The sequence below is a fragment of the Streptomyces niger genome (assembly GCF_000718305.1).
In the GTDB taxonomy this organism is placed as follows: Bacteria; Actinomycetota; Actinomycetes; order Streptomycetales; family Streptomycetaceae; genus Streptomyces; species Streptomyces niger.
On sequence record NZ_JOFQ01000001.1, the window covers coordinates 845,090 to 865,603 of the forward strand.

Below are 20,514 nucleotides of genomic sequence, written 5' to 3' on the forward strand. Positions count from 1 at the left end.
GTCAGCCCTTCAGTCCGGACGTGGCCATGCCGTCGATGAGGTACCGCTGGAAGGCGAGGAAGAAGGCCAGTACCGGCAGCAGTGCCACCAGAGCCATCGCGATCATGCCGCCGTAATTGGCCACGCCCTCCTGGTCCCGGAACATCATCATCCCGAGGGACACGGTGTACTTGCCCGGCTCGTTGAGGTAGATCAGCGGGCCCATGAAGTCGTTCCAGGCGTTGATGAACGTGAAGATGGCGCTGGTGATCAGCGCGGGCCGGCACAGCGGCAGCACCACGGACCAGTAGGTCCGCAGGTGTCCGCAGCCGTCGAGGCGGGCCGCCTCGTCCAGCTCACCGGGCAGGTTGCGCATGAACTGCACCATCAGGAAGACGAAGAACGCCTCGGTGGCGAGGAACTTCCCGATCAGCAACGGCACATAGGTATTGATGAGTTCCAGCTTCTGGAACATCACGTACTGCGGGATCAGCAGCACGTGGTACGGCAGCAGCAGCGTGCCGATCATCAGCGTGAACAGCAGCTTCCGCCCGGCGAACCGGATCTTGGCGAACGCGTACGCCGTCAGCGAGGCGGAGACGAGCACGCCCACGACGGAACCCGCCGCGTAGAACAGCGAGTTGCCGAAGAACGTGGCGATCGGGATGTCGGCGATGCCGTCCGCCAGCCCGCGGAAGTTGTCCAGCACCGGGCGGACCGGGAACAGCTCCAGGCTGCCGACGATCTCCCGGCTCGGCTTGAACGCGGCCCCGACCACCCAGACCACCGGGTAGAGGACGACCGCGAGAACGACCCACGCACCGAGGTGCCAGGCGACACCGGCGCGCCGACGCGACGACGTACTGGATGCACTGGACGCGCTGGACGCACCGGACGCGCTGGATGTGCCGGATGTGCCGATCACGCCGGACGTACCGAGGCCGCTCATCGGGCCGCCTCCTCGTAATGAACCCACCGTTTCTGGGACCAGAACAGCACCGCCGTCACCAGCGCCACGGCCACCAGCAGCATCCACGCCATCGCCGAGGCGAATCCCATCTGCGCCTCCTTGAAGCCCTTCTGGTACAGGTAACAGGTGTAGACGAGGGCGGAGTCGGCCGGGCCGCACGTGGCGTTGGACACCACATACGCCGAGCCGAAGATCTGGAACGCATGGATCGTCTCCAGCAGGACGTTGAAGAACAGCACCGGTGAAATCATCGGCAGGGTGACGCTCCAGAACCGGCGCAGCGGCCCCGCGCCGTCCACCGCCGCCGCCTCGTACAACTCGCGCGGCACCTGCTTGAGGCCGGCCAGGAAGATGACCATCGGCGCGCCGAACTGCCACACGGTGAGCGCCGCCAGGCTGTACAGCACCCACTCCGGATCGCCGACCCAGCCGCCCACGTGCAGGCCGAGGAGCGACTGCGCGCGGTCGACGATCGCGTCGTCGGAGAAGAGCGCACGCCAGACGAAGCCGACGGTGACGCTCGCGCCGATGAGCGAAGGGGCGTAGAAGGCGGCCCGGTAGAAGCCCTGGCCCCGCCCGTTCCGCGCGAGGAGCAGGGCCACACCGAGCGCGAGCAGCAGCTTCAGCGGCGTACCGATGACGACGTACTTGGCGGTGACCTCGACCGACTTGCGCCAGCGGGGATCGGCGAACATCTGGGTGAAGTTGTCCAGGCCGATCCAGGACGGCGTGTTGAAGAGGTTGTAGTCGGTGAAGGCGAAGTAGAGGGACGCGATCATCGGGCCCGCGGTGAGCAGCAGGAACCCGGCGATCCACGGGGACATGAAGAGGTAGCCCGCGAGAGTGTCACGGCGGTCGCGGCGCCGGAACGCGGGCGGAGCCGCGAGGCGTCGTGCCCGCACGCGGCCGGGCGGATCCTTGACGAGGGTCACGGCGACTCCCCTCAGCCGGCCAGCGCGGACTTCGCCTCGGAGAAGAACTGCCGCACGGCATCGGCGGTCTTCGTCTTCCCCACGCCCAGGTCCGTCCCGATCCGCAGGAACGCGGCCTCGACGGTGTCGGCGCCGGCCGGGTGCGGGGTGATCGGCCCGAAGACCCCGGCCGCCGCGGTCTTCTCCTCGTAAGCGGCGATCGCCTTGTTCACCGGATCGCTCGGCCGGAAAGCCTCGTACTGCGCCTCGGTCGCGAGGATGCCGCGGTCGTATCCCATGATCTTGCCGACCTCGGGGTCGTGCACCATGAAGTCGATGAACTGCGCCACCTGCTGCGGGTACTTGGTGCGGGCCGAGGCGCTCAGCATCAGCGAGGAGAGGTACTGCCCGGTCTTCTTGCCGTCGGTGGTCGGCACCGGCGCGAGCCCGTACGTGCTGTCGCCCTCCGAGTCGTACCGGACGGAGAAGTTGTCCCAGGTGAACTCCGAGGCCGCCATGCCGTCGGAGACCGCCGACTTGGGCGCGATCTGCACGACCTTCTTGGGGTCCGCGACCAGGCCTGAGCGCACCGCGTCGTAGCCGTCCGCCCACCACTCCCGCAGATCGGTCTCATCGAAGCCGAGGCCTTTCTCGGTGAAGAACGCCTTGCCCTGCTGCCGCAGGTACAGGTCGTAGAGGTACATGACGCCGAAGTAGCCGCTGTCCCCGGCGCGGTGCTGGGTGTCGCGGATCTTCTTGAGCGCGGCGAAGTACTGGCCCCAGGTCCAGCCCTGTTTCGGTGCGATGCCGGCCTTTTCGAACACCTTCTCGTCGATGACGAGCGACATCGTGTTGGAGCCGACCGGCACGCCGAGCAGCTTGCCGTCCACCTCGCCGACCTTCTCCAGGCCCGACCGGAAGCCCGTCATCTTCAAGTGGCCCGCGTCGACCTGCTGTTTCAGGTCGAGCAGCACGCCCCGCTTGTCGTACTTCCGCAGGAAGGCGACGGCGCACTGGAACACGTCCGGCGGGTTCCCGCCCGCCGCCTGGGTCTGGAACTTCTCCCAGAACGCCACGTAGTCCTGGAAGTCCGTCTTGACCTTGATCTTGGGGTGCTTCTTCTCGAAGAGCGCGATGCTCTTGTTGATCCGCTTGGCCCGGTCGTCGGCGCCCCACCACGCGTACCGGATCGTGATGGTCCCGTCCGTCGATCCCCCGCCGGTGCCGCAGCCGGCCGCCGTCAGACCGAGGGCGGCGACCGAGCCCCCCGTGATCTTCAGCAGGCCGCGCCGGTCAACTCTCCCACTGGCACGCACAGTCGTCCTCCGCACGTATCCCGCACAGCCCACACGGGCGTCGAAGCAGCCCACAGGGGTGTCCATTCGAAACGTTTGAATCGCTTGAAACGCTTGAATCGTTCAAGGAAAGCGCTTGCTGTCTGAGCAGACAAGGTAGGGACGCACGGGTGTGGGGTCAACGGCTCGGACAGAACTGGGGAGGGAAGGATGAGCGAGGCGCGACGAACGGAGACGGCGGTAGGGTGAATCGATTCATGCCACTCAGTGGCTCATACCGTTTGATCGGCCGGGGGTTGATCCGTCATCCCTGACCTGGTGCCTGGTGCCTGATTCCTGGCCCCTGGTGGTACCGGTTCCATCAGCTGGTTCTCGTGTGCTGCGGGGCCGGGCTCGTCGAACCGCGGACGACGAGTTGGGTGGGCAGCCGCAGCACCCGGGGTGTCTGCCGCTCGCCCGCGACGGCGCGTGCCAGCAGGTCGAGGCTGAGCGAGCCGGCCCGGTCCATCGGCACGGCGATGCTGGTGAGCGCCGGATGCGACACGGCAGCGAACGGGATGTCGTCGATGCCGATGACGCTCAGCTCTTCGGGCACCCGCACCCCCATCGCGCGGGCACCCGTGAGCACGCCCAGCGCCATCAGGTCGTTGTGGGTGAGCACGGCGGACGCGCCGGAGGCGAGCACACCGGCCGCCGCGGCGGAGCCGCCGGCCACGGTCTCGGCCTGCCAGCCGAGCAACTCCAGCGCGAGTCCGGCCCGTTCGGCCTGCGCGCGGACGAGTTCCACCCGTCGGGCGTTGGACCAGGACTGCCGGGAGCCCTGCACGTAGGCGAGTCGACGGTGCCCCAACGCCACGAGATGGTCGACGGCCTGCCGCAACCCGTCCTCCGCGTCCGCCAGCACGCAGTCCGTTCCGGCCGTCTCGCGGTTGACCAGTACGGTCGGCGTCCGGCCGCACAGCGCCAGAACCTCGTCGGCGGGCAGCCGCGGCGAACACACCACCAGGCCGTCGGCCTGCTCCCGCATGCGCGTGAGCAGCGCGCGCTCGCGATCCGGGTCGAAGTCGGTGTCGGCGAGGACGACCGTCTGCCCCCGTGACCAGCCCACGCCCTGGGCCGCCTTCACGAACGCGCCGAAGACCGGGTTGACGATGTCCGGCACGACCACGGCGACGGTGGTCTCCGCGCGCCCGGCCGTCTCGGACGTACGGGATACGACCGGCCGGTACCCCAGTTCCTGCGCGGCGGCCAGCACCTTGCGCAAGGTCTCCGGGCCCAGCCGCCCGGGGTCGCTGAACGCCCGGGACGCCGTGGAGAGCGCCACCTCGGCGCGTCGGGCGACGTCGGTCAGGGTGGGCGACATGGCTGCCTTCCTCGCGGCGACGGCCGGCGGAGGCCACCGCCCGTAACAGATCTTGCGCAAACGTATCAATGCTTGCCGCGTCTTGCCGTCGCCCACCACCGGTCACCACCGGTCACCAACCCGGTCACCACCGCCTATTGCTATCCCCCTCGCGTTATTCATTTTGCTGTCGCCGGCCGGTGAAATGCCGATAGGACTCCTTCATGGACCCTTCTTCCCCCGACGCGTTCCCGCGTCAATTCGCCCGCACCCGCCGCTTCTCGCTCGGCGTACCCCGGAACTTCACCGTCTCCCCGGACGGTCAGCGCGTCCTGTTCACCCGGACCGGCGGCGGCCGGGATCCGGTGGGCCGGCTCTGGCTGCTGGCGGACGGCGAAGAACGGCTGCTGGCCGATCCGACCACGCTGGTGGGTGCCGGTGGTGAAGTGCCGGAGGAGGAGCGGCTGCGCCGGGAGCGGGCCCGCGAGCGCTCCGTCGGCGTGGTGGCGTACGCGACCGATCGCGCGGCCCGCCTCGCGGTCTTCGCGCTGGGCGGCGCGCTGTGGGCGGTGCGTACGGACGGGGGCGAGCCGTTCCCGGTCGCGGCGGCGGGGCCCGTCGTCGGCCCTCGTCCGTCCCCCGACGGGCGGCACATCGCCTACGTGACGGGCCGTTCACTGCACGTCGTGGGAGTAGCAGCACCGAACCGCTCCGCCGGTGCGGACGCTGTCGACCGGGAGCGGGAGCAGGAGCGGGACCGGAGCAGGGCCTGGGACTGGGATAGGAACAGGGACCGGGACGGGGGCCGGGAGCGGAGCAGGGACCGGCGACTGGCGGTGGCCGAGGGGCCGGAGATCAGCTACGGCCTCCCCGAGTACAGCGCGGCGGAGTCAATGGGCCGGCTGCGCGGCCATTGGTGGGCCCCGGACGGCGAGCGGCTGCTCGTCGCGCGGGTGGACACCACGCCGGTCCAGCGCCGCTGGATCAGCGACCCGGTCCGCCCGGACCGACCGCCGCGCGCGATCCGCTACCCGGTGGCGGGCACGGCCAACGCCGACGTGACCCTGTGGGTGTACCGGCTGGACGGCAGCCGTACGGAGGTGGTGTGGGACCGGACGGCGTACGAGTACCTGGTGACCGCCGGCTGGGACGCGCACGGCCCGCTCATCGGGGTGCAGTCCCGGGACCAGCGGACGCTGCGCACGCTCGCCGTCGACCCGGACACCGGCACCACCTCGGTGCTCGACGAGCGGACGGACCCCGCGTGGGTGGAGCTGGTACCCGGTACGCCCGTCAGAACCGCGTCCGGCGCGCTGGTGCTCGCCCACGACGTGGTCGGCACGCGGCACCTCGCCGTCGGCGGCGACCTGGTCACGCCCCCAGGCCTCCAAGTGCGCGCGGTGCTGGGCACGGAGGGCGAGCGGGTCTACTTCACCGCCTCCGACGACCCGATGCAGACCCATGTGTGGTGCTACGCCCCGACCACGGAGAGGGCGGAGAGGCCACCGAACGCCGGGACGGGGAGGCCGGGACACAGCACCGCGCGGCCGGCAGACAGCACCATGCGGCAGGGAGACGGCACCGCGCGGCCGGGAGACAGCACCATGCGGCAGGGAGACGGCACCGCGCGGCCGGGAGACAGCAATATGCGGCCAGGACACAGCACCGTACCGCTGAGCAGCAGCTCCGTGCGGCTGAGCGACCGGCCGGGGGTCCACGGTGCCGTGGTGCGCGGCGGGACGGTGGTCCTGCACGGGGTGACGCCGGACGGGCCGTACGCGGAGGTACGCCGGGCCGACCGGACACCACAGAGCACGGACTCGGCCGCAGGGGCCGGAGAGGCCCGCGCCGCCACCGTCCTCGGCTGCCTCGCGGAGGCCCCGCTCGTCATCCCGCGGCCGCGCCATCTCCTGCTCGGCAAGCGGCAGTTGCGCGGTGCGCTGTACCTGCCGTCCTGGTACGAGCCGGGCGCCGGCCCGCTGCCCGTGCTGCTCGACCCGTACGCCGGCCCCGGCATGCAGATGGCGGTCGCGGCCCGCGGCTGGCCGGCGTGCGTCTCGCAGTGGTTCGCCGAGCAGGGCTTCGCCGTGCTGGTCGCCGACGGGCGGGGCACGCCGGGCCGCGGCCCCGCCTGGGAGAAGGAGATCCACGGCGACCAACTGACGCCCGCCCTGGAGGACCAGGTGGACGCCCTGCACGCGGCCGCCGAACAGGTACCGGACCTCGACCTCACCCGCGTGGGGATCCGCGGCTGGTCCTTCGGCGGGTTCCTGGCCGCCGCCGCGGTGCTGCTCCGCCCGGAGGTCTTCCACGCGGCGGTGGCGGGCGCGGCACCCACCGACCAGCGGTTGTACGACACGCACTGGAAGGAGCGGTTCCTCGGCCATCCCGCCGAGGAACCGGAGAATTACGACCGGTCCTCGCTGACCGGCCGGGGCCACCTGCTGCGCCGCCCGCTGCTGCTGATCCACGGCCTGGCGGACGACAACGTCGCGCCCGCGAACATGCTGCGCTTCTCGGCCGAACTGCTCGCCGCGGGCCGGCCGCACACGGTGCTGCCCCTGTCGGGCGCGACCCACTCCCCCGCCGACGACCGGGTGAACGAGAACCTCCTCCTCTTCCAGCGCGACTTCCTCCGGGACGCGCTCGACATGGGCGCCGGGCCGGCGGCCGGGGCCCGGACCGTCTGAGGCGGCCGGGTGCGCGCGGTGCGTACCGGGTCTGGCCGGAACGGCGCCGGAACCCGGCCGCCCGGTCCGGGGCTCGCGCACCGCGCTTGAGCGGCGGTCGCGGCCCTGAGAAGGTGCGGCGCGTGGAACTGCGCCATCTCTCCGGGTTCGTGGCCGTCGCCGAGGAACTGCACTTCGGCCGGGCAGCGGAACGCCTGCACATCGCCCAGTCCCCGCTGAGCCAGCAGATCCGGCTGCTGGAACGGGACCTGGGCGCCACCCTTTTCGACCGCACCACGCGCTCGGTGCGACTGACCGCGGCCGGGCAGGCCCTGCTGGAACCGGCCCGCAGCCTCCTCGCCGACGCCTCTGCCGCGCGCCGCACGGTACGGGCGGTCAGCCTGGGCGAGGCGGGCCGGGTCACCGTGGGGTACGCGGACGCCGGTGGCTACGCGGCGCTGCCCCCGCTGGCTCGCGCCGTCACCGCCGAATTCCCCGGCATCGAGCTTGCCTTGCAGGGCCCGGTGCACTCCGGGGAGGCGCTCGACCGGATCACCGACGGTGCCCTGGACCTGGGCCTCGTTCCGCTCCCCGTACGCCGCGGGATTCTCTCCCGCGTCGTACGCGTCGAGCGGCTGGTCTGCGCGCTGCCGGACACCCATCCGCTGGCCGCACGGGAGGTGGTCGACCTCGCCGAGCTGGCCCCGGAGCACTTCGTGACCTTCCCCGCCGCGCGCGGCTCGGCGGTGCGGGACGCGACGGTGCACGCCTGCCGCAGTGCGGGCTTCGCCCCGCGCATCGCCCAGGAAGCGCCCGACTCCTACCACCTGCTCGGCCTGGTCGGGGCCGGGGTGGGCGTCGCGCTGGTCGTCGAGTCGGCGCGCCGCATCCGCCTGGAGCAGGTGGTCTTCCGCCCGCTGGCCGGCGAAGCGGCCCCGCTGCCGATCGCCCTCGCCTGGCGCGCGGACGACGAGTCGGCGGCGCTGCACAACGTACTGAAGATCGCGGAACGGGTACTGCCCACGCCCACGGACTACGTGCCGTGAAGGGAAAGAGGTCGGGGACACCACGCCCACGCCCACGCTCGCGTCCGCTCCCGCTCCCGCTCCCGCTCCCGCTCCCCTGAGAAGCTGACCGGTGGACGAGCAGACCGGCGGACGAGCTGACCGGTGGACAAGTAGAGGTGCGCATCGGGCGGTGCGGTGCGGTCCGACGACCACCCGATCGGCAGAGCCGCTGAACACCGGAGGCTCGCGGTCCGTATGGAACCTTCACAAGGGCCAGTGGACACCCGCACGGGACCGGTACACCACCGGTCCCCAGGATCCGTCCCGACTCCCGACCGGGGCCGGGACCTGTGGAGGCACCATGAGTTCACCATCACCGAAGCAGGACGGAACGCCGGAGCCGGACGGGGCGCCGAAACCGGGCGGGACGCCGAGGGCGAGCAGAACGCCGGAGCCGGGCGGAACGTCGGTACGCCTCGGTAGCGCTCGGCGCACGTTCGTGGCGGCGGCCGGTGCCGCTGGGCTGACCGCGGCGCTCGCGGCGTGCGGTAACGACACCGGAAGCGGGGGCGGCGGAGGCGGGGGCGGCAACTACGGCTCGTCGTCCCCGTCGGCTTCACCGGCCTCGCCGGGCTCCCCGTCCTCGGGTGGCTCCCCGTCGTCCGGCGGTTCGGCGTCCTCCGAGGGCGGTGGCGCGAGCCGTGGCGGAGGCAAGGCACTGGCCAAGACCTCGGAGATCCCCTCCGGCGGCGGCAAGATCTTCAAGGCGCAGAAGATCGTGGTGACCCAGCCCACCGATGGCCACTTCAAGGCCTTCTCGGCGGTCTGCACCCATTCGGGCTGCCTGGTCGGCAAGGTCAGCGGCGGCACGATCAACTGCCCCTGCCACGGCAGCAAGTACGCCATCGCGGACGGCAGCGTTCGCCACGGCCCGGCGACCAAGGGCCTGTCCTCCGTACCGCTCAAGGTAAGCGGCGGCGAGATCGAACTGACCTGAGCACACCGCAACACCGTCCCATCACCGCACCGCCACACCGGCTCGCCGAAACGTCGAAACGCCGGCACGCCGGCTCACCCGCACGCCGTCTCACCGCGCCCGGCGCGGTCGCTCCCAACAGGTGAGCACCGCGTCCGTGGAGGTGACGGTGGCGACCAGGGCGAGGGTGTTACGCACCATGGCCGGGGTGTACTCGGCGGGCACCCCGGCGATGGCATCGGCCGGCACCACCGCCGTGTAGCCGAGGTTGACCGCGTCGAAGACCGCGTTGGGTATGGCCACGTTCGCCGAGACGCCGACGACCACGACGCTGCGGACGCCGAGATTGCGCAGCAGCGCGTCCGCGTCCGTACCGGCGATCGGCGACAGCCCGTGCAGCCTGCGCACGATCAGGTCCTCCTCGGCCACCGGCACCGGGTCGGCGATCCGCACCGCGTCCGTCCCGGTGAGCTGCTGTACGGGCAGCCGCCCGGCGGCGCGGAAGAGACGGGCGTTGCGATTGGCGCCGCGGCCGTCGGGCCGGCGTTCGGCCACCGCGTGCAGCACCTGCACACCGGCCTCGTGCGCGGCGGCGGTCAGCCGGGCCACCTGAGTGAGCGCACCGGAGGTACGCGCCACCTCGGCCAGTTCGGGCATAGCGCTCTCCGGTCCGACGACGCCGTTCTGGCACTCGACGGTGAGCAGTGCGGTGGTTGCCGGGTCGAGCTGCTCGACCAGTTGGGCGGCCTGGTTTCCCTGGGTGTCCGTGGCCATACGGGATGCCTCCTGGGGGCGGGGCGGGCGGTCGGGACGGGTATCCATTGCGCTCGCGGAGCCGAGGGCCCATGATTCCTGACACTTGGTCAGACGACCAGAGTCCGCCGCGAGTGGTGGGCACGGGCTCCACCGTGAGTCGGGGAACCCGAGGCCTGACGCGGCACGGCGCGAGCGAGGACGCGCGAGCGAGGACGCGCGAGCAAGGACGCGCGAGCAAGGACGCGCGAGCAAGGACGCGCGAGCAAGGACGCGCGAGCAAGGACGCGCGAGCAAGGACGTTCGACAGACGTACCGCACACCGGAGGTGGCTGCAGATGACGACAGCGGCGGGGCAGCGCAGAGGACGCCGGATCATGATGAGCCCGGAGGAGCTGGACACCTTCCTGGCCCGGCAGCGGACCTGCCGGATCGCCACGGTGGGACCGGACGGCGCACCGCACGTCGGCGCACTGTGGTTCGTGTGGGACGGCACGTCGCTGTGGCTGTACTCCCTCACTCGCAGCAAGCGCTGGGCGCAGCTCGTGAAGGACCCGCGGACGGCGGTCGTGGTCGACGACGGCCACGAATACGGTGAGCTGCGCGGCGCCGAACTGTCGGGCAGCGTCGTGTTCGTCGGCGAGGCCCCCCGCCGTGGCGAGCCCTGTCCGGAGCTGGTCGAGCCCGAGCGTCTCTTCGCGGCGAAGTACTTCGGCATGGACACGATGCCGCACGACGGCCGGCACGCCTGGCTCCGGCTCACCCCGGCCGCCGTGGCATCGTGGGACTTCCGCAAGCTCCCGAGCTGAAGCGCTCAGCAGTCCGGCGCGTCCGGCACGTTCGTGGCGTCCTCCGGCGTCCAGGTCAGTAGCCGTACCTCGGCGACCGTACGGAGGTGTCGGCGCATGGCCGTGGCGGCGCTCCTCGGATTGCCTTCGCGAATGGCCTCCAGGATCCGCTGGTGCTGGGCGAGCGAACGCTTGGGGCGGCCGGGCTGGCGCAGCGATTCGTTGCGGCTCTCGGTGATCTGCTCGGCGATGGAGCGCATGAAGTCGGCGAGCAGCGCACTGTGCGCGGCCGCGGTGACGGCGGCGTGGAAGCGGCGGTCACCCTCCACGCCCGGGCCGCCGTCCGCGACCTCCTCCGCCATGTGCGTGAGGGCGTCGTCGAGTGCTTCGAGGTCGGCGTCCGTACGGCGGCGGGCGGCCAGTTCGGCGAGCTTGGTCTCCATCGCTTCGCGCGCTTCCAGTACGTCGGGCAGCCGGCGCCGGCGCTCGACCAGCCGCTCGACCGGTTCGGCGGCGTCCAGGGTGTCGCGCACCAGGTAGGTACCGCCGCCGTGCCGGACCTCGACCAGGCCCTGCACCTCCAGCACCACGATGGCCTGCTTCACCGATGCCCGGCTGACCCCTAGCCGTTGGGCCAGTTCGCGTTCCGGGGGCAGGCGGTCCCCCGCGCCCAGCCCGCTTTCGCCGGCGTACTGGCGCAGTCTTTCGACCACCTGCTCGTAGAGCCGTGGCCTGGTCATCGGCCGCAGTGCCTCGGACATCCGGTCGCCCCCTCGGTTCGTTCGTGGTGCCAAGACTATTGACGCCCCTCGCCTTTGGCCATCAAAGTGGCTCAGCCAATCGTCCACTGAGCCAGTGCATGAGTCAGCGCGTCATTCAGTGCGTCATTCAGCTCGTGCTTCAGCACATGAGTTGGTGCATGAGTCAACACATGGGTCGCTGCGTGAGTCAGCACGTGACTCAGTGCGTGGGCCAGCGCATGACTCAGCGCATCAGTCAGTGCGTCAGTCAGCGCGTGAGTCGGCGCGTGGATCGGTGCACGTACACCGCCACCGCCGGACGCACGCCTCGTCCCGTCGGCGCCGTCACCTCGTCGGTGCCGTCGGGCCCCCGTACCGCCTTGCCCGCCCCGCCGTCTCCCCCCTTCGCCCCCACCACCTCATCCCCACCACCCCCTCATCCCCACCACCTCACCCCCAAGCCGGCCAGGCCACACGTCGAGCCGCTCAGGCCGGCCACGAACGGAGCCGCAGATGTCACCCGAAGTGATCTCGATCCTCGTGCTCGCCGTGGTTTTCGTGCTGGCCACGACCCGGTCCATCAACATGGGCGCGCTGGCCTTCGCCGCCGCCTTCGGCGTGGGCACCCTGGTCGCGGGCATGAGCGCGGACGACATCTTCGCCGGCTTCCCCGGCGACCTGTTCGTGGTCCTGGTCGGCGTGACGTACCTGTTCGCCATCGCCCGCGCCAACGGCACCACCGACTGGCTGGTGCACGCCTCGGTACGCCTGGTCGGCGGCCGGGTGGCACTGATCCCGTGGGTGATGTTCGCGGTCACCGGCACCCTCACCGCGATCGGCGCGGTCAGCCCGGCGGCGGTGGCCATCGTCGCGCCGCTCGCGCTCGGCTTCGCGGCCCAGTACGGCATCAGTCCACTGCTGATGGGCGCGCTGGTGGTGCACGGCGCGCAGGCCGGCGGGTTCTCGCCGATCAGCATCTACGGCTCGACGGTCAACGGCATCGTCGCGCGCGAGCACCTGCCCGGCAGCCCACTCGCGCTCTTCACCGCCAGCCTGGTCGTCAACCTCGTCATCGCGGCAGCCCTCTTCGTCGCTCTCGGCGGACTCCGACTCCCCCGGACGGGTGGCACCGGCTCTACGGAAGACACCACGCTCAGAGGTGCCGACAGCCGCACCGAGAACACCACACGGACGAGTGCCGACAGCACGTCGAAGTCGACGGTCGGGAGCGAGCCGAAGCGCGCGACGCCGAAGGGGGACGTCGACGCCGGCCCACGTACGAGTGGTGACGCCCGGACGGACGCGGCGGCGGGTGCCCTCTCCCTCACCCCGGCCCGTATCGCGACCCTCTTCGCCCTGCTGGCGCTGGTCGTGGCGGTCCTCGTCCTGGACCTGGACGCCGGCCTGACGGCGATCACCCTCGCCGCCGCCCTCAGCGCCGTATGGCCGCAGGACAGCAAGGCCGCGGTCTCGGAAATCACCTGGCCCACCGTGCTGCTGATCTGCGGCGTCCTCACCTACGTCGGGGTCCTGGACGAGATGGGCACCATCACCTGGGCGGGCCACGCCGTGGGGGGTATCGGCATACCGCTGCTCGCCGCGCTGCTGTTGTGTTACATCGGCGCGCTGGTCTCCGCGTTCGCCTCCTCGGTCGGCATCATCGGAGCCCTGATCCCACTGGCCGTACCGTTCCTGGCGCAGGGCTCGATCGGGGCGGTGGGCATGGTCGCGGCGCTCGCGGTGTCCGCCACCGTGGTCGACGTGAGTCCGTTCTCCACGAACGGCGCACTCGTGTTGGCGAACGCCAAGAATGTCGACCGGGACGGTTTCTTCCGGCAGTTGATGGTATACGGAGCCCTCGTGGTCGTGGCCGTTCCGGCGCTGGTCTGGCTCGCGCTGGTCGTACCGGGCTTCGGCTGAGCCCGCAGGGCCCTCCCAAGCCCATAGATCACAAGTTCACAAGTTCACAGGCCCGTAGTCCACAGGCTCATAGAGCCACAGTTCCACAGTTCCACGAGTCCGTAGGTCCGTAGGTCCGTAGGTCCATAGACCCACTCCACGGACCCACAGGGACCTCGGGTATCCAGGAATGGGTACGCACACAGCAAGAGAACGAAGGAGTTTCGGTGAACGAGCTTTTCCCGGCGCTGCGTACGGCGTCCTCCCGTACCGCACTGCGTTTCCAGGACCGCGCGCTGACCTACGGGCAGCTCGCCGCTGCCGCCGGCACGCTCGCCGAGCGGATCGGTGCGGAGCGACGGGTCGCGGTGTGGGCGACGCCGACGCTGGAGACGTCGGTCGCGGTGGTCGCCGCGCTGCTCGCCGGAATCCCGGCCGTACCGGTCAACCCGAAGATCGGCGAGAGCGAACTGGCGCACATCGTGTCCGACAGCGCGCCCACGCTCGTCCTGACCGAACCGAGCACCGAACTCCCCGGCCCCCTCGCCGCACTCCCCCGCATCGACGTCGACCCGCACGAGAGGCACGAGGGGCACGAGGGGTACGAAGGGACGGAATCGGGCGCGACGGCCGAGGGCAGCGAACCCCGTTGGACGACCGCCGGACCGGTCGAGCTGCCTCCGGAACCGGGTGCCGAGGCCCCCGCCGTCATCGTGTACACCTCCGGCACGACGGGCCGCCCCAAGGGTGTGGTGATCCCCCGGCGTGCGATCGCGTCCACGCTGGACGCACTGGAGGAGGCATGGCAGTGGACCGCTGACGACGTACTCGTCCACGGCCTGCCGCTGTTCCACGTCCACGGCCTGATCCTCGGGATCCTCGGTCCGCTGCGCCGCGGCGGCACCGTGCACCACCTCGGCCGCTTCTCCACCGAAGGCGTGGCGCGCGAACTGGCCGGTGCCGGCACGATGCTCTTCGGCGTGCCGACCATGTACCACCGGCTGGCCGCCGAGGCGGGTGACAACCCGGCGCTCGCCAAGGCGCTGGGCGGGGCGCGGCTGCTGGTCTCCGGCTCGGCAGCGCTGCCGCTCACGGACCATCAGAAGATCATGGCGGCGACCGGCGCGCGGGTCGTCGAGCGGTACGGCATGACCGAGACGCTCATGAACACCGCGGTCCGCGCCGACGACACGGGCGCGCCGGGGACGGTCGGGGTGCCGCTGCCGGGTGTCCATGCGCGGCTGGTCGACGAGTCCGGCACGGTCATCGAGGAGAGCGACGGCGAGACGGTCGGCGAGATCCAGGTACGCGGCCCGAACCTCTTCGTGGAGTATTTGAACCGGCCGGACGCGACGGCCGAGGCGTTCGACGGCGGCTGGTTCCGTACGGGGGACATGGCCACCCGGGACGCGGGCGGCCGGTACCGGATCGTCGGCCGCAAGGCCACCGACCTGATCAAGAGCGGCGGCTACAAGATCGGCGCGGGCGAGATCGAGAACTCGCTGCTGGAGCACCCCGGCGTCGCCGAGGCCGCGGTCACCGGCGAGCCGGACGAGGACCTCGGGGAGCGCATCGTGGCCTGGATCGTCCCCGCACCGGATGAGAACGGTGGTGCCGCACCGTCGCCCCAGGAACTCATCGACCACGTCGCCGCCCAGCTCGCGCCCCACAAGCGCCCACGCGTCGTCCACTTCCTCGACGCCCTGCCGCGCAACGACATGGGCAAGATCCTCAAGCGGGGCCTCCATGCGTAACCACACGAACGAGGACGGCATGGGCGGCGCCGGGGGCATGGACCACGCTGAGAGCATGAGCGGCGCTGAGGGTATGGGCGGCGGGGGTCCCGCGGGCGGCGCGTCCGCAGGCCCGAAGTCTGCGGACGCGCCGCCCGCGGACCCATCAAAGTCCGCGGACCCATCAAAGTCCGCGGACCCGTCGAAGTCCGCGGGCGCACCCGCGGCCTGGTTGTCCGCGCGGGAGGTGCTGGCCCGCCTGACGGACGAGGGCACCTTCCGGCCGTTCCCCGGCTCGGAGCCAGCCGTACCCGCCGCTCCGGCGGCGGCGCCGACCGGCACGGAGCGCGGGTCGGCCACCCCGGTGTCGCCCTCCGCTCCGTCGCGGCCGGCCCACGGCCCGCCCGAGCGGGAGCCCACATCGCGAGAGCACTCCGCACAGGACCCCGCACCGGCACAGGCACCCACATCGGTGCAGCCCCTTACTCCTGAGACGGGGCCCATCTCGGGAACGGAACCCACCCCTGACCAGGATGTGATGTCAGGGAGGCAGCCCACCCCCGACGACGGTCCCCTCCGCTGGGACGGCTACGGCGCCGCGCGAACCCGTGCCACCGAGACGACCGGCGAGCGGGAGTCCGTCGTCTGCGGCACCGCCGACTTCGGCGGCACCCGCGCCGTCGTCATCTCCTTCGAGTTCCGCTACCTCGGCGGCTCCCTCGGCCGGCACACCGGCGACCGCCTCGAAGCCGCCTACACTCGGGCCCGCGAACTCCGTCTCCCGGTCGTCTCCCTGATCGCCACCGGCGGCAGCCGCATGCAGGAGGGCATGCTCGCCCTCACCCAACTGCAGCGCATCGCCGGGCAGTCCGCGCTCAACCGCGCCGCCGGCCTCCCGCAGGTCGCAGTGCTGCGCGACCCGACGACCGGCGGCGGCTGGGCGACGCTCGGCGCGGGCGCGGACGTCGTCCTCGCCCTGCCAGGCGCGCAGGTCGGCTTCGCCGGCTCCCGCGTACGACCCGCCGACGCCGATCCGTCCGCGTACACCGCCGAAGGTCAACTGGCCACGGGACACGTCGACGCGGTCGTACCACCCGAGGGGCTGCGGGCCACCCTCGCCCGTTGGCTCCGGCTGCTGGCCACCACGGACGAGGAAGCGGCACCGGTACCGACGGCACAGGGCACGGGTGACCTGCCGGAATCCGGCTGGAGCGCGGTACGGCGGACCCGCGCCCCCACCCGCCCGCGCGCCGACGCGTACCTGGACACGTACTTCGACTGGCGCGAGGAGATCAGCGGCGACCGGTGCGGTGGCGTGGACGACGGCATGCGCTGCGGATTCGGCCACCGGGCAGGCCGTACGGTGGCGTACGCGGCACAGTGCGGTACGGCCACCCGCCCGGCCGGCTTCCGCACCGCGGCCCGGCTCGTACGCCTCGCCGACCGGCTCGGCATCCCCGTCCTCACCCTCGTGGACACCCCGGGCGCGGCCAACGACGCGGCGGCCGAACAGTCCGGCGCCGGTGCGGCCATCGCGGACCTCTTCACGGCGATGGCCGACGCCCGCACACCGCTGACCTCGCTCCTCATCGGCGAGGGCGGCTCGGGCGGAGCGCTCGCACTGGCCGCGCCGGGCCGCCTGTGGGCGACCCCGGACAGCTACTTCTCCGTCATCGCCCCGGAATTGGCCACCGCCATCCTCAAACGCACCCCCGCCGACGTCCCCCGAACCGCTGACCAACTCCACTTACGCCCCCAGGACCTGATGGCCCTGGGCCTCATCCGCGGCATCGTCCCCGCGAACTGACCCAACCCGCCCCCGCCCCAACTCCGGTCCCGGCCCCGACCTTTCTTCGTCCCAGTGGCCATGTACCAGACGGCGCCGGGGCGTAAGGCGGATGTCGGGCGTAAGGCGGCTGCCAGGCGGTGCAGGGGCGGAGGGCGGCGTGGGGAGAGGCCGGGGCACCCGGACAGCAAGGCCTCGCCGGTCGGGCGGCGAGGAGAAAGCAGAACCCGCCGTTCGGGCGAGCGAGGAGGAAGCGAGGCCCAGGCGCTCGACCGGCAAGAGAGCGCGAGCCCGCCCCAGCGACCGAACGGCGACGGAGAACGTGAGGGCCCGGCGGCCCGGCGGCCCGGCGGCTACGGAGAGCGCGAGGCCCCGGCGGCCCGGCGGCGACGCCTGGCCCCGGGCTGCCCGCTCCTCAGCGCCGCGCGCCTCAGCACCCCGCTCCTCAGCACCGCGCGCCTCGCCCCCTCCGCCCCCGTCACCCGCCCGCGCCTCACACCTCCAGCACTCGCCCCACTTCGCGCAATGCGCCGACCGCCGCACGGATCGACGGGCGGCGATCCGCGTCGGCGCGCCAGATCGCATACACATGCCGCCGCATCGGATGCCGTACGGGCACCACGCTGACGCCCTCGGGAACCGGCCCCCTCCCGAGCCGCGGCGCCACCGCCACCCCGAGCCCCCGGGCGATCAGCGCGAGCTGCGTGCCGTGCTCCTCGGCCATGTGCGCGATCCGCGGCTCGATCCCCTTGCTCCGCAGCGTGAACATCAGCCAGTCATGGCAGAACTCCCCCTGCGGCCAGGAGATCCACGCATCGTCCGCGAAGTCCTCCAGCTCCACTGTCCGCCGTCCCGCCAACCGGTGATCCGACGGCATGGCGACATCCGCCGGGTCGTCCAGCAGCGGCGCCTTCGCCAGCCCCTCGGGCAGCGACAACGGCCGGTTGTACCAGTCCAGTACGACACCCAGGTCGATGTCGCCCCGTACCACCGCCCGCACCGAGTCGCCCGGCTCCATCTCCCACAGCCGCGCCCGCAGCTGCGGATGATCAACGATCAGCGCAGCTAGCGCGTCCGGGAAGAGGCCACGCGCCGCCGTGGGGAAGGCTCCCATCCGCAGCTCCCCCACCGCCTGCCCGCGGTGCGCCTCCAGCTCGGCCTCGGCCAGCTCGACCTGCGAGAGGATGCGTGCCGCGTGGCCGGCGAGTAGCCGGCCCGCATCGGTCAGACGTACCCCACGCCCATTCTTGACCAGCAGTTGCTGGCCCGTTTCCCGCTCCAGCTTGGCCAGCTGCTGCGAGACGGCGGAGGTGGTGACGTGCAGCCCTTCGGCCGCCGCGCGTACCGAACCGTGCCGCGCCACGGCGCTGAGCGTCCGCAGCCTCTCCATGTTCAACATATAAGCGATGCTAAGCGGTGGGGCGCACAAAATCTCACTTGTGCTACGCGATGACCGCACGCGATCGTTGACGCCATGAGCACCGCCGCCACCTCCTCGTCACCCCGCCCGACCTCCGCCACCGCTCCGGCTTCCGCACCCACTCCCGTTCCCGCTCCCGCACCCGCACCCGCTCCCGCTCCCGCTCCCGCTCCCGGCAGAGGCGACACCCTGCGGGCCTCTCCCCGCACCGCTCCTCGTCCCGCTCTCGACTGGCGCATTCGCTTCGCCGTGCTGGCCCTGATCTGGGGATTCAGCTTCCTCTTCATCAAGGTCGGCACACAGGGATACGCCCCGCTCCAGGTCACGCTCGGCCGCATGATCTTCGGGACGGCCGTACTCGCCGCCGTGCTCATCGCCAAGCGGCAGCGACTGCCCCGAGGCCGACGCACCTGGGCTCACCTGGCGGTGGCAGCCCTGTTCCTCAACGCGCTGCCCTTCTCGCTCTTCGCCTACTCCGAACTGACCATCCCCTCCACTCTGGCCGGCATCTGCAACGCCACCTCCCCGCTGTGGGGCATGGCCCTCTCCGTCGTGGCACTGTCCGAGGACCGCCCCACCCGCCGCCGCGTCGCGGGCCTGGGCCTCGGCTTCCTCGGCGTACTGACCGTCCTCGGCGCCTGGCAAGGTTTCTCCGGTACGGACCCCTTGGGCACGGTCATGGCCCTGGGCGCCTCGCTCTGCTATCCGATCGGCTGGATCTACGTCCGTCGCACCCTCGCCGGTTCCAAGGACTCCAGCCTCTCGATGTCGAGCGCCCAACTGCTGCTCGCCACACTGCAGCTCGCCGTGGTCACCCCGCTTTTCACCTCGTTCCCACCCTCATTCCCCGTCGTCCCCCTGCTCGCGATCGTCGCCCTCGGCGCCCTCGGCACCGGCTTCGCCTTCCTCCTCCAATACGGCCTGGTGGCCGAGGTCGGCCCCACCACCGCACAGATGGTCACCTACTTCATCCCGGTCATCGCCACCACCGCCGGGGTCGCCGTCCTGGGCGAACACCTCGGCTGGAACACCCCGGTAGGCGCCCTGATAGTCCTGGCCGGCGCGGCCCTCACCCAAAGCCGTCCCCGATCACCCCGTCCCCGATCACCCCGCTCCTGACCTCCCGCCAAGGCCGGCCTCCGGGGCCCCGGGGCCGCGGCCGGGCCTTGTGCCGCTCAGTGACCAGGCCGTAGGCGCGGTTCGGGTCGGCTCGAGCCCGCTGGGCTGGTCACCCCGCCCCTTGCCCAGCGCCTCGGGCGAGGGGACAGATCAACGGTCAGGTCAATGGACAGTTCAATGGGCAGGTCAACCCACCAGCCGGGATATCTGCGCATCCAAGGCCGCTCGCAACCAGTCGTCCGTGGTGCCGAGGTTCGGTTCCTGCGAACCCGGCTCCCGGCTTGTCACCTCGGCGACCAGTCGCCAGTAACGCCCCATCCGGGGATGGGCTCCGCGCTCGAGTCGCTCGCTGAGCCGGCGCCGGAACACAGGCGTGTCCCGCATTCCGAGCGACCGGGCGTGCGCGGCGACGAAGCAGTCCAGCGCCTCGCCCTCGCGCGGCGTCCGTCGGGCCCGCACATCCGCCGAGGCCAGCGCATACGCCTCGCCGAGCCCGTCGTACAGCACGGCCGGGCGGTAGTCTTCCGCGGCCGATGACCCGTCGCGCGGGCAGAGTTCGGCGGCGAGCCGGACGTCGGAGGCGATGGCATGCAGCCGGGCGAAGGCCAGCACCTGCGCCGGCGTCGGGTCCCCCGGCGGCTGCGGTACCGCCGCCTCCACCATCGCGGACCTCAGCCTCGTCGGAAGTCGCGCGGGCAGCAGTCCCCGCCAGAAGCGCGCCATGACCGCCGTGGAGGGCGGCGCGGATGCCGTGGTCACCGCACCGATCAGCCGCAACCGATCGGCCCGCTCCTCGGGCGCGGCGTCCCGCAGCAACTGGAGGGCAGCCTCCCGCCACCGCAGTGCGGCCATCCGCGAACCGAGCTCCCGCAGCTGCCCCGCGATGACGCCCTCCAGCGCCTCCTCCTGGTCGAGAACTCGGCCAACGTCGGGAACCGGGAGGTCGAGCGCGCGAAGGGATCGGATCAACCGAAGCCGGTCGAGCGCTTCCGCGCCGTACCGACGATGTCCCCCGGCACTGCGTCGAGCTTCGGGCAACAGCCCGCGGTCGGAGTAGAAGCGAACAGTCTTGACGGTGACGCCCGCCCGCTCGGCGAGCTCACCGATACTCCACGAGTCGTCGACGG

The 20,514-nt window shown here is 71.6% G+C and carries 16 protein-coding genes; 8 read left to right on the plus strand and 8 right to left on the minus strand.

Annotated features, from left to right (window positions below; genetic code table 11):
• Nucleotide 1: 1 nt before the first annotated feature.
• The 4 genes from IF20_RS03760 to IF20_RS03775 all read right to left on the minus strand — a co-directional run bounded on the left by IF20_RS03760 (nucleotide 2) and on the right by IF20_RS03775 (nucleotide 4,518).
• Nucleotides 2–928, minus strand: coding sequence for a carbohydrate ABC transporter permease (locus tag IF20_RS03760; protein WP_052863410.1), 927 nt, complete (start codon nucleotides 926–928; stop codon nucleotides 2–4).
• Nucleotides 925–1,881 carry a carbohydrate ABC transporter permease gene (locus tag IF20_RS03765; protein ID WP_052863411.1) on the minus strand — a complete coding sequence of 319 codons (957 nt, stop codon included), beginning with the start codon at nucleotides 1,879–1,881 and terminating at the stop codon, nucleotides 925–927. Before IF20_RS03765 ends, IF20_RS03760 begins: the two co-directional genes overlap by 4 nt.
• Before the next feature lie 11 nt (nucleotides 1,882–1,892).
• Nucleotides 1,893–3,176, minus strand: coding sequence for an extracellular solute-binding protein (locus tag IF20_RS03770; protein ID WP_052863412.1), 1,284 nt, complete (start codon nucleotides 3,174–3,176; stop codon nucleotides 1,893–1,895).
• A gap of 340 nt (nucleotides 3,177–3,516) precedes the next feature.
• The gene (locus IF20_RS03775; protein ID WP_052863413.1) at nucleotides 3,517–4,518 is read right to left on the minus strand and encodes a LacI family DNA-binding transcriptional regulator; all 1,002 of its coding nucleotides are present in this window, start codon (nucleotides 4,516–4,518) and stop codon (nucleotides 3,517–3,519) included.
• A gap of 203 nt (nucleotides 4,519–4,721) precedes the next feature.
• Here IF20_RS03775 and IF20_RS39795 point away from each other — a divergent pair, with 203 nt between their 5' ends.
• The 3 genes from IF20_RS39795 to IF20_RS03790 all read left to right on the plus strand — a co-directional run bounded on the left by IF20_RS39795 (nucleotide 4,722) and on the right by IF20_RS03790 (nucleotide 9,170).
• Nucleotides 4,722–7,187, plus strand: coding sequence for a prolyl oligopeptidase family serine peptidase (locus tag IF20_RS39795; protein WP_052863414.1), 2,466 nt, complete (start codon nucleotides 4,722–4,724; stop codon nucleotides 7,185–7,187).
• 122 nt (nucleotides 7,188–7,309) lie between these two features.
• The gene (locus IF20_RS03785; protein ID WP_052863415.1) at nucleotides 7,310–8,212 is read left to right on the plus strand and encodes a LysR family transcriptional regulator; all 903 of its coding nucleotides are present in this window, start codon (nucleotides 7,310–7,312) and stop codon (nucleotides 8,210–8,212) included.
• Nucleotides 8,213–8,534: 322 nt separating this feature from the next.
• Entirely contained in the window at nucleotides 8,535–9,170 is a 636-nt protein-coding gene (locus tag IF20_RS03790) for a Rieske (2Fe-2S) protein (protein ID WP_110943752.1), read from the plus strand.
• A gap of 90 nt (nucleotides 9,171–9,260) precedes the next feature.
• Here IF20_RS03790 and IF20_RS03795 read toward each other — a convergent pair whose 3' ends face one another.
• Nucleotides 9,261–9,923: an isochorismatase family protein gene (locus IF20_RS03795; protein WP_052863417.1), complete on the minus strand. Its 663-nt coding sequence runs from the start codon at nucleotides 9,921–9,923 to the stop codon at nucleotides 9,261–9,263.
• A gap of 317 nt (nucleotides 9,924–10,240) precedes the next feature.
• On the opposite strand from IF20_RS03795, the gene IF20_RS03800 reads away from it, so the two are divergent.
• Nucleotides 10,241–10,711: a pyridoxamine 5'-phosphate oxidase family protein gene (locus tag IF20_RS03800; protein ID WP_052863418.1), complete on the plus strand. Its 471-nt coding sequence runs from the start codon at nucleotides 10,241–10,243 to the stop codon at nucleotides 10,709–10,711.
• A 5-nt stretch (nucleotides 10,712–10,716) separates the two neighbouring features.
• Here IF20_RS03800 and IF20_RS03805 read toward each other — a convergent pair whose 3' ends face one another.
• The gene (locus IF20_RS03805) at nucleotides 10,717–11,451 is read right to left on the minus strand and encodes a FadR/GntR family transcriptional regulator (RefSeq protein WP_052863419.1); all 735 of its coding nucleotides are present in this window, start codon (nucleotides 11,449–11,451) and stop codon (nucleotides 10,717–10,719) included.
• 492 nt (nucleotides 11,452–11,943) lie between these two features.
• Between IF20_RS03805 and IF20_RS03810 the strand changes: the two genes are divergently transcribed.
• The 3 genes from IF20_RS03810 to IF20_RS03820 all read left to right on the plus strand — a co-directional run bounded on the left by IF20_RS03810 (nucleotide 11,944) and on the right by IF20_RS03820 (nucleotide 16,869).
• Complete coding sequence (locus tag IF20_RS03810; protein ID WP_052863420.1) at nucleotides 11,944–13,350, plus strand: SLC13 family permease; 1,407 nt, start codon at nucleotides 11,944–11,946, stop codon at nucleotides 13,348–13,350.
• Nucleotides 13,351–13,556: 206 nt separating this feature from the next.
• A complete protein-coding gene (locus IF20_RS03815; RefSeq protein WP_052863421.1) occupies nucleotides 13,557–15,083 on the plus strand; it encodes an acyl-CoA synthetase in 1,527 nt (508 codons plus the stop codon).
• A gap of 517 nt (nucleotides 15,084–15,600) precedes the next feature.
• Complete coding sequence (locus IF20_RS03820; RefSeq protein ID WP_110943754.1) at nucleotides 15,601–16,869, plus strand: carboxyl transferase domain-containing protein; 1,269 nt, start codon at nucleotides 15,601–15,603, stop codon at nucleotides 16,867–16,869.
• A gap of 472 nt (nucleotides 16,870–17,341) precedes the next feature.
• Here the strand turns inward: IF20_RS03820 and IF20_RS03825 are convergent, their stop codons facing one another.
• Nucleotides 17,342–18,247: a LysR family transcriptional regulator gene (locus IF20_RS03825; RefSeq protein ID WP_052863422.1), complete on the minus strand. Its 906-nt coding sequence runs from the start codon at nucleotides 18,245–18,247 to the stop codon at nucleotides 17,342–17,344.
• A 75-nt stretch (nucleotides 18,248–18,322) separates the two neighbouring features.
• On the opposite strand from IF20_RS03825, the gene IF20_RS03830 reads away from it, so the two are divergent.
• On the plus strand, nucleotides 18,323–19,387 hold the full coding sequence (locus IF20_RS03830) for a DMT family transporter (protein WP_052863423.1): 1,065 nt from the start codon (nucleotides 18,323–18,325) through the stop codon (nucleotides 19,385–19,387).
• 186 nt (nucleotides 19,388–19,573) lie between these two features.
• Here the strand turns inward: IF20_RS03830 and IF20_RS03835 are convergent, their stop codons facing one another.
• Nucleotides 19,574–20,494: a helix-turn-helix domain-containing protein gene (locus tag IF20_RS03835; RefSeq protein ID WP_052863529.1), complete on the minus strand. Its 921-nt coding sequence runs from the start codon at nucleotides 20,492–20,494 to the stop codon at nucleotides 19,574–19,576.
• Nucleotides 20,495–20,514 lie beyond the last annotated feature (20 nt).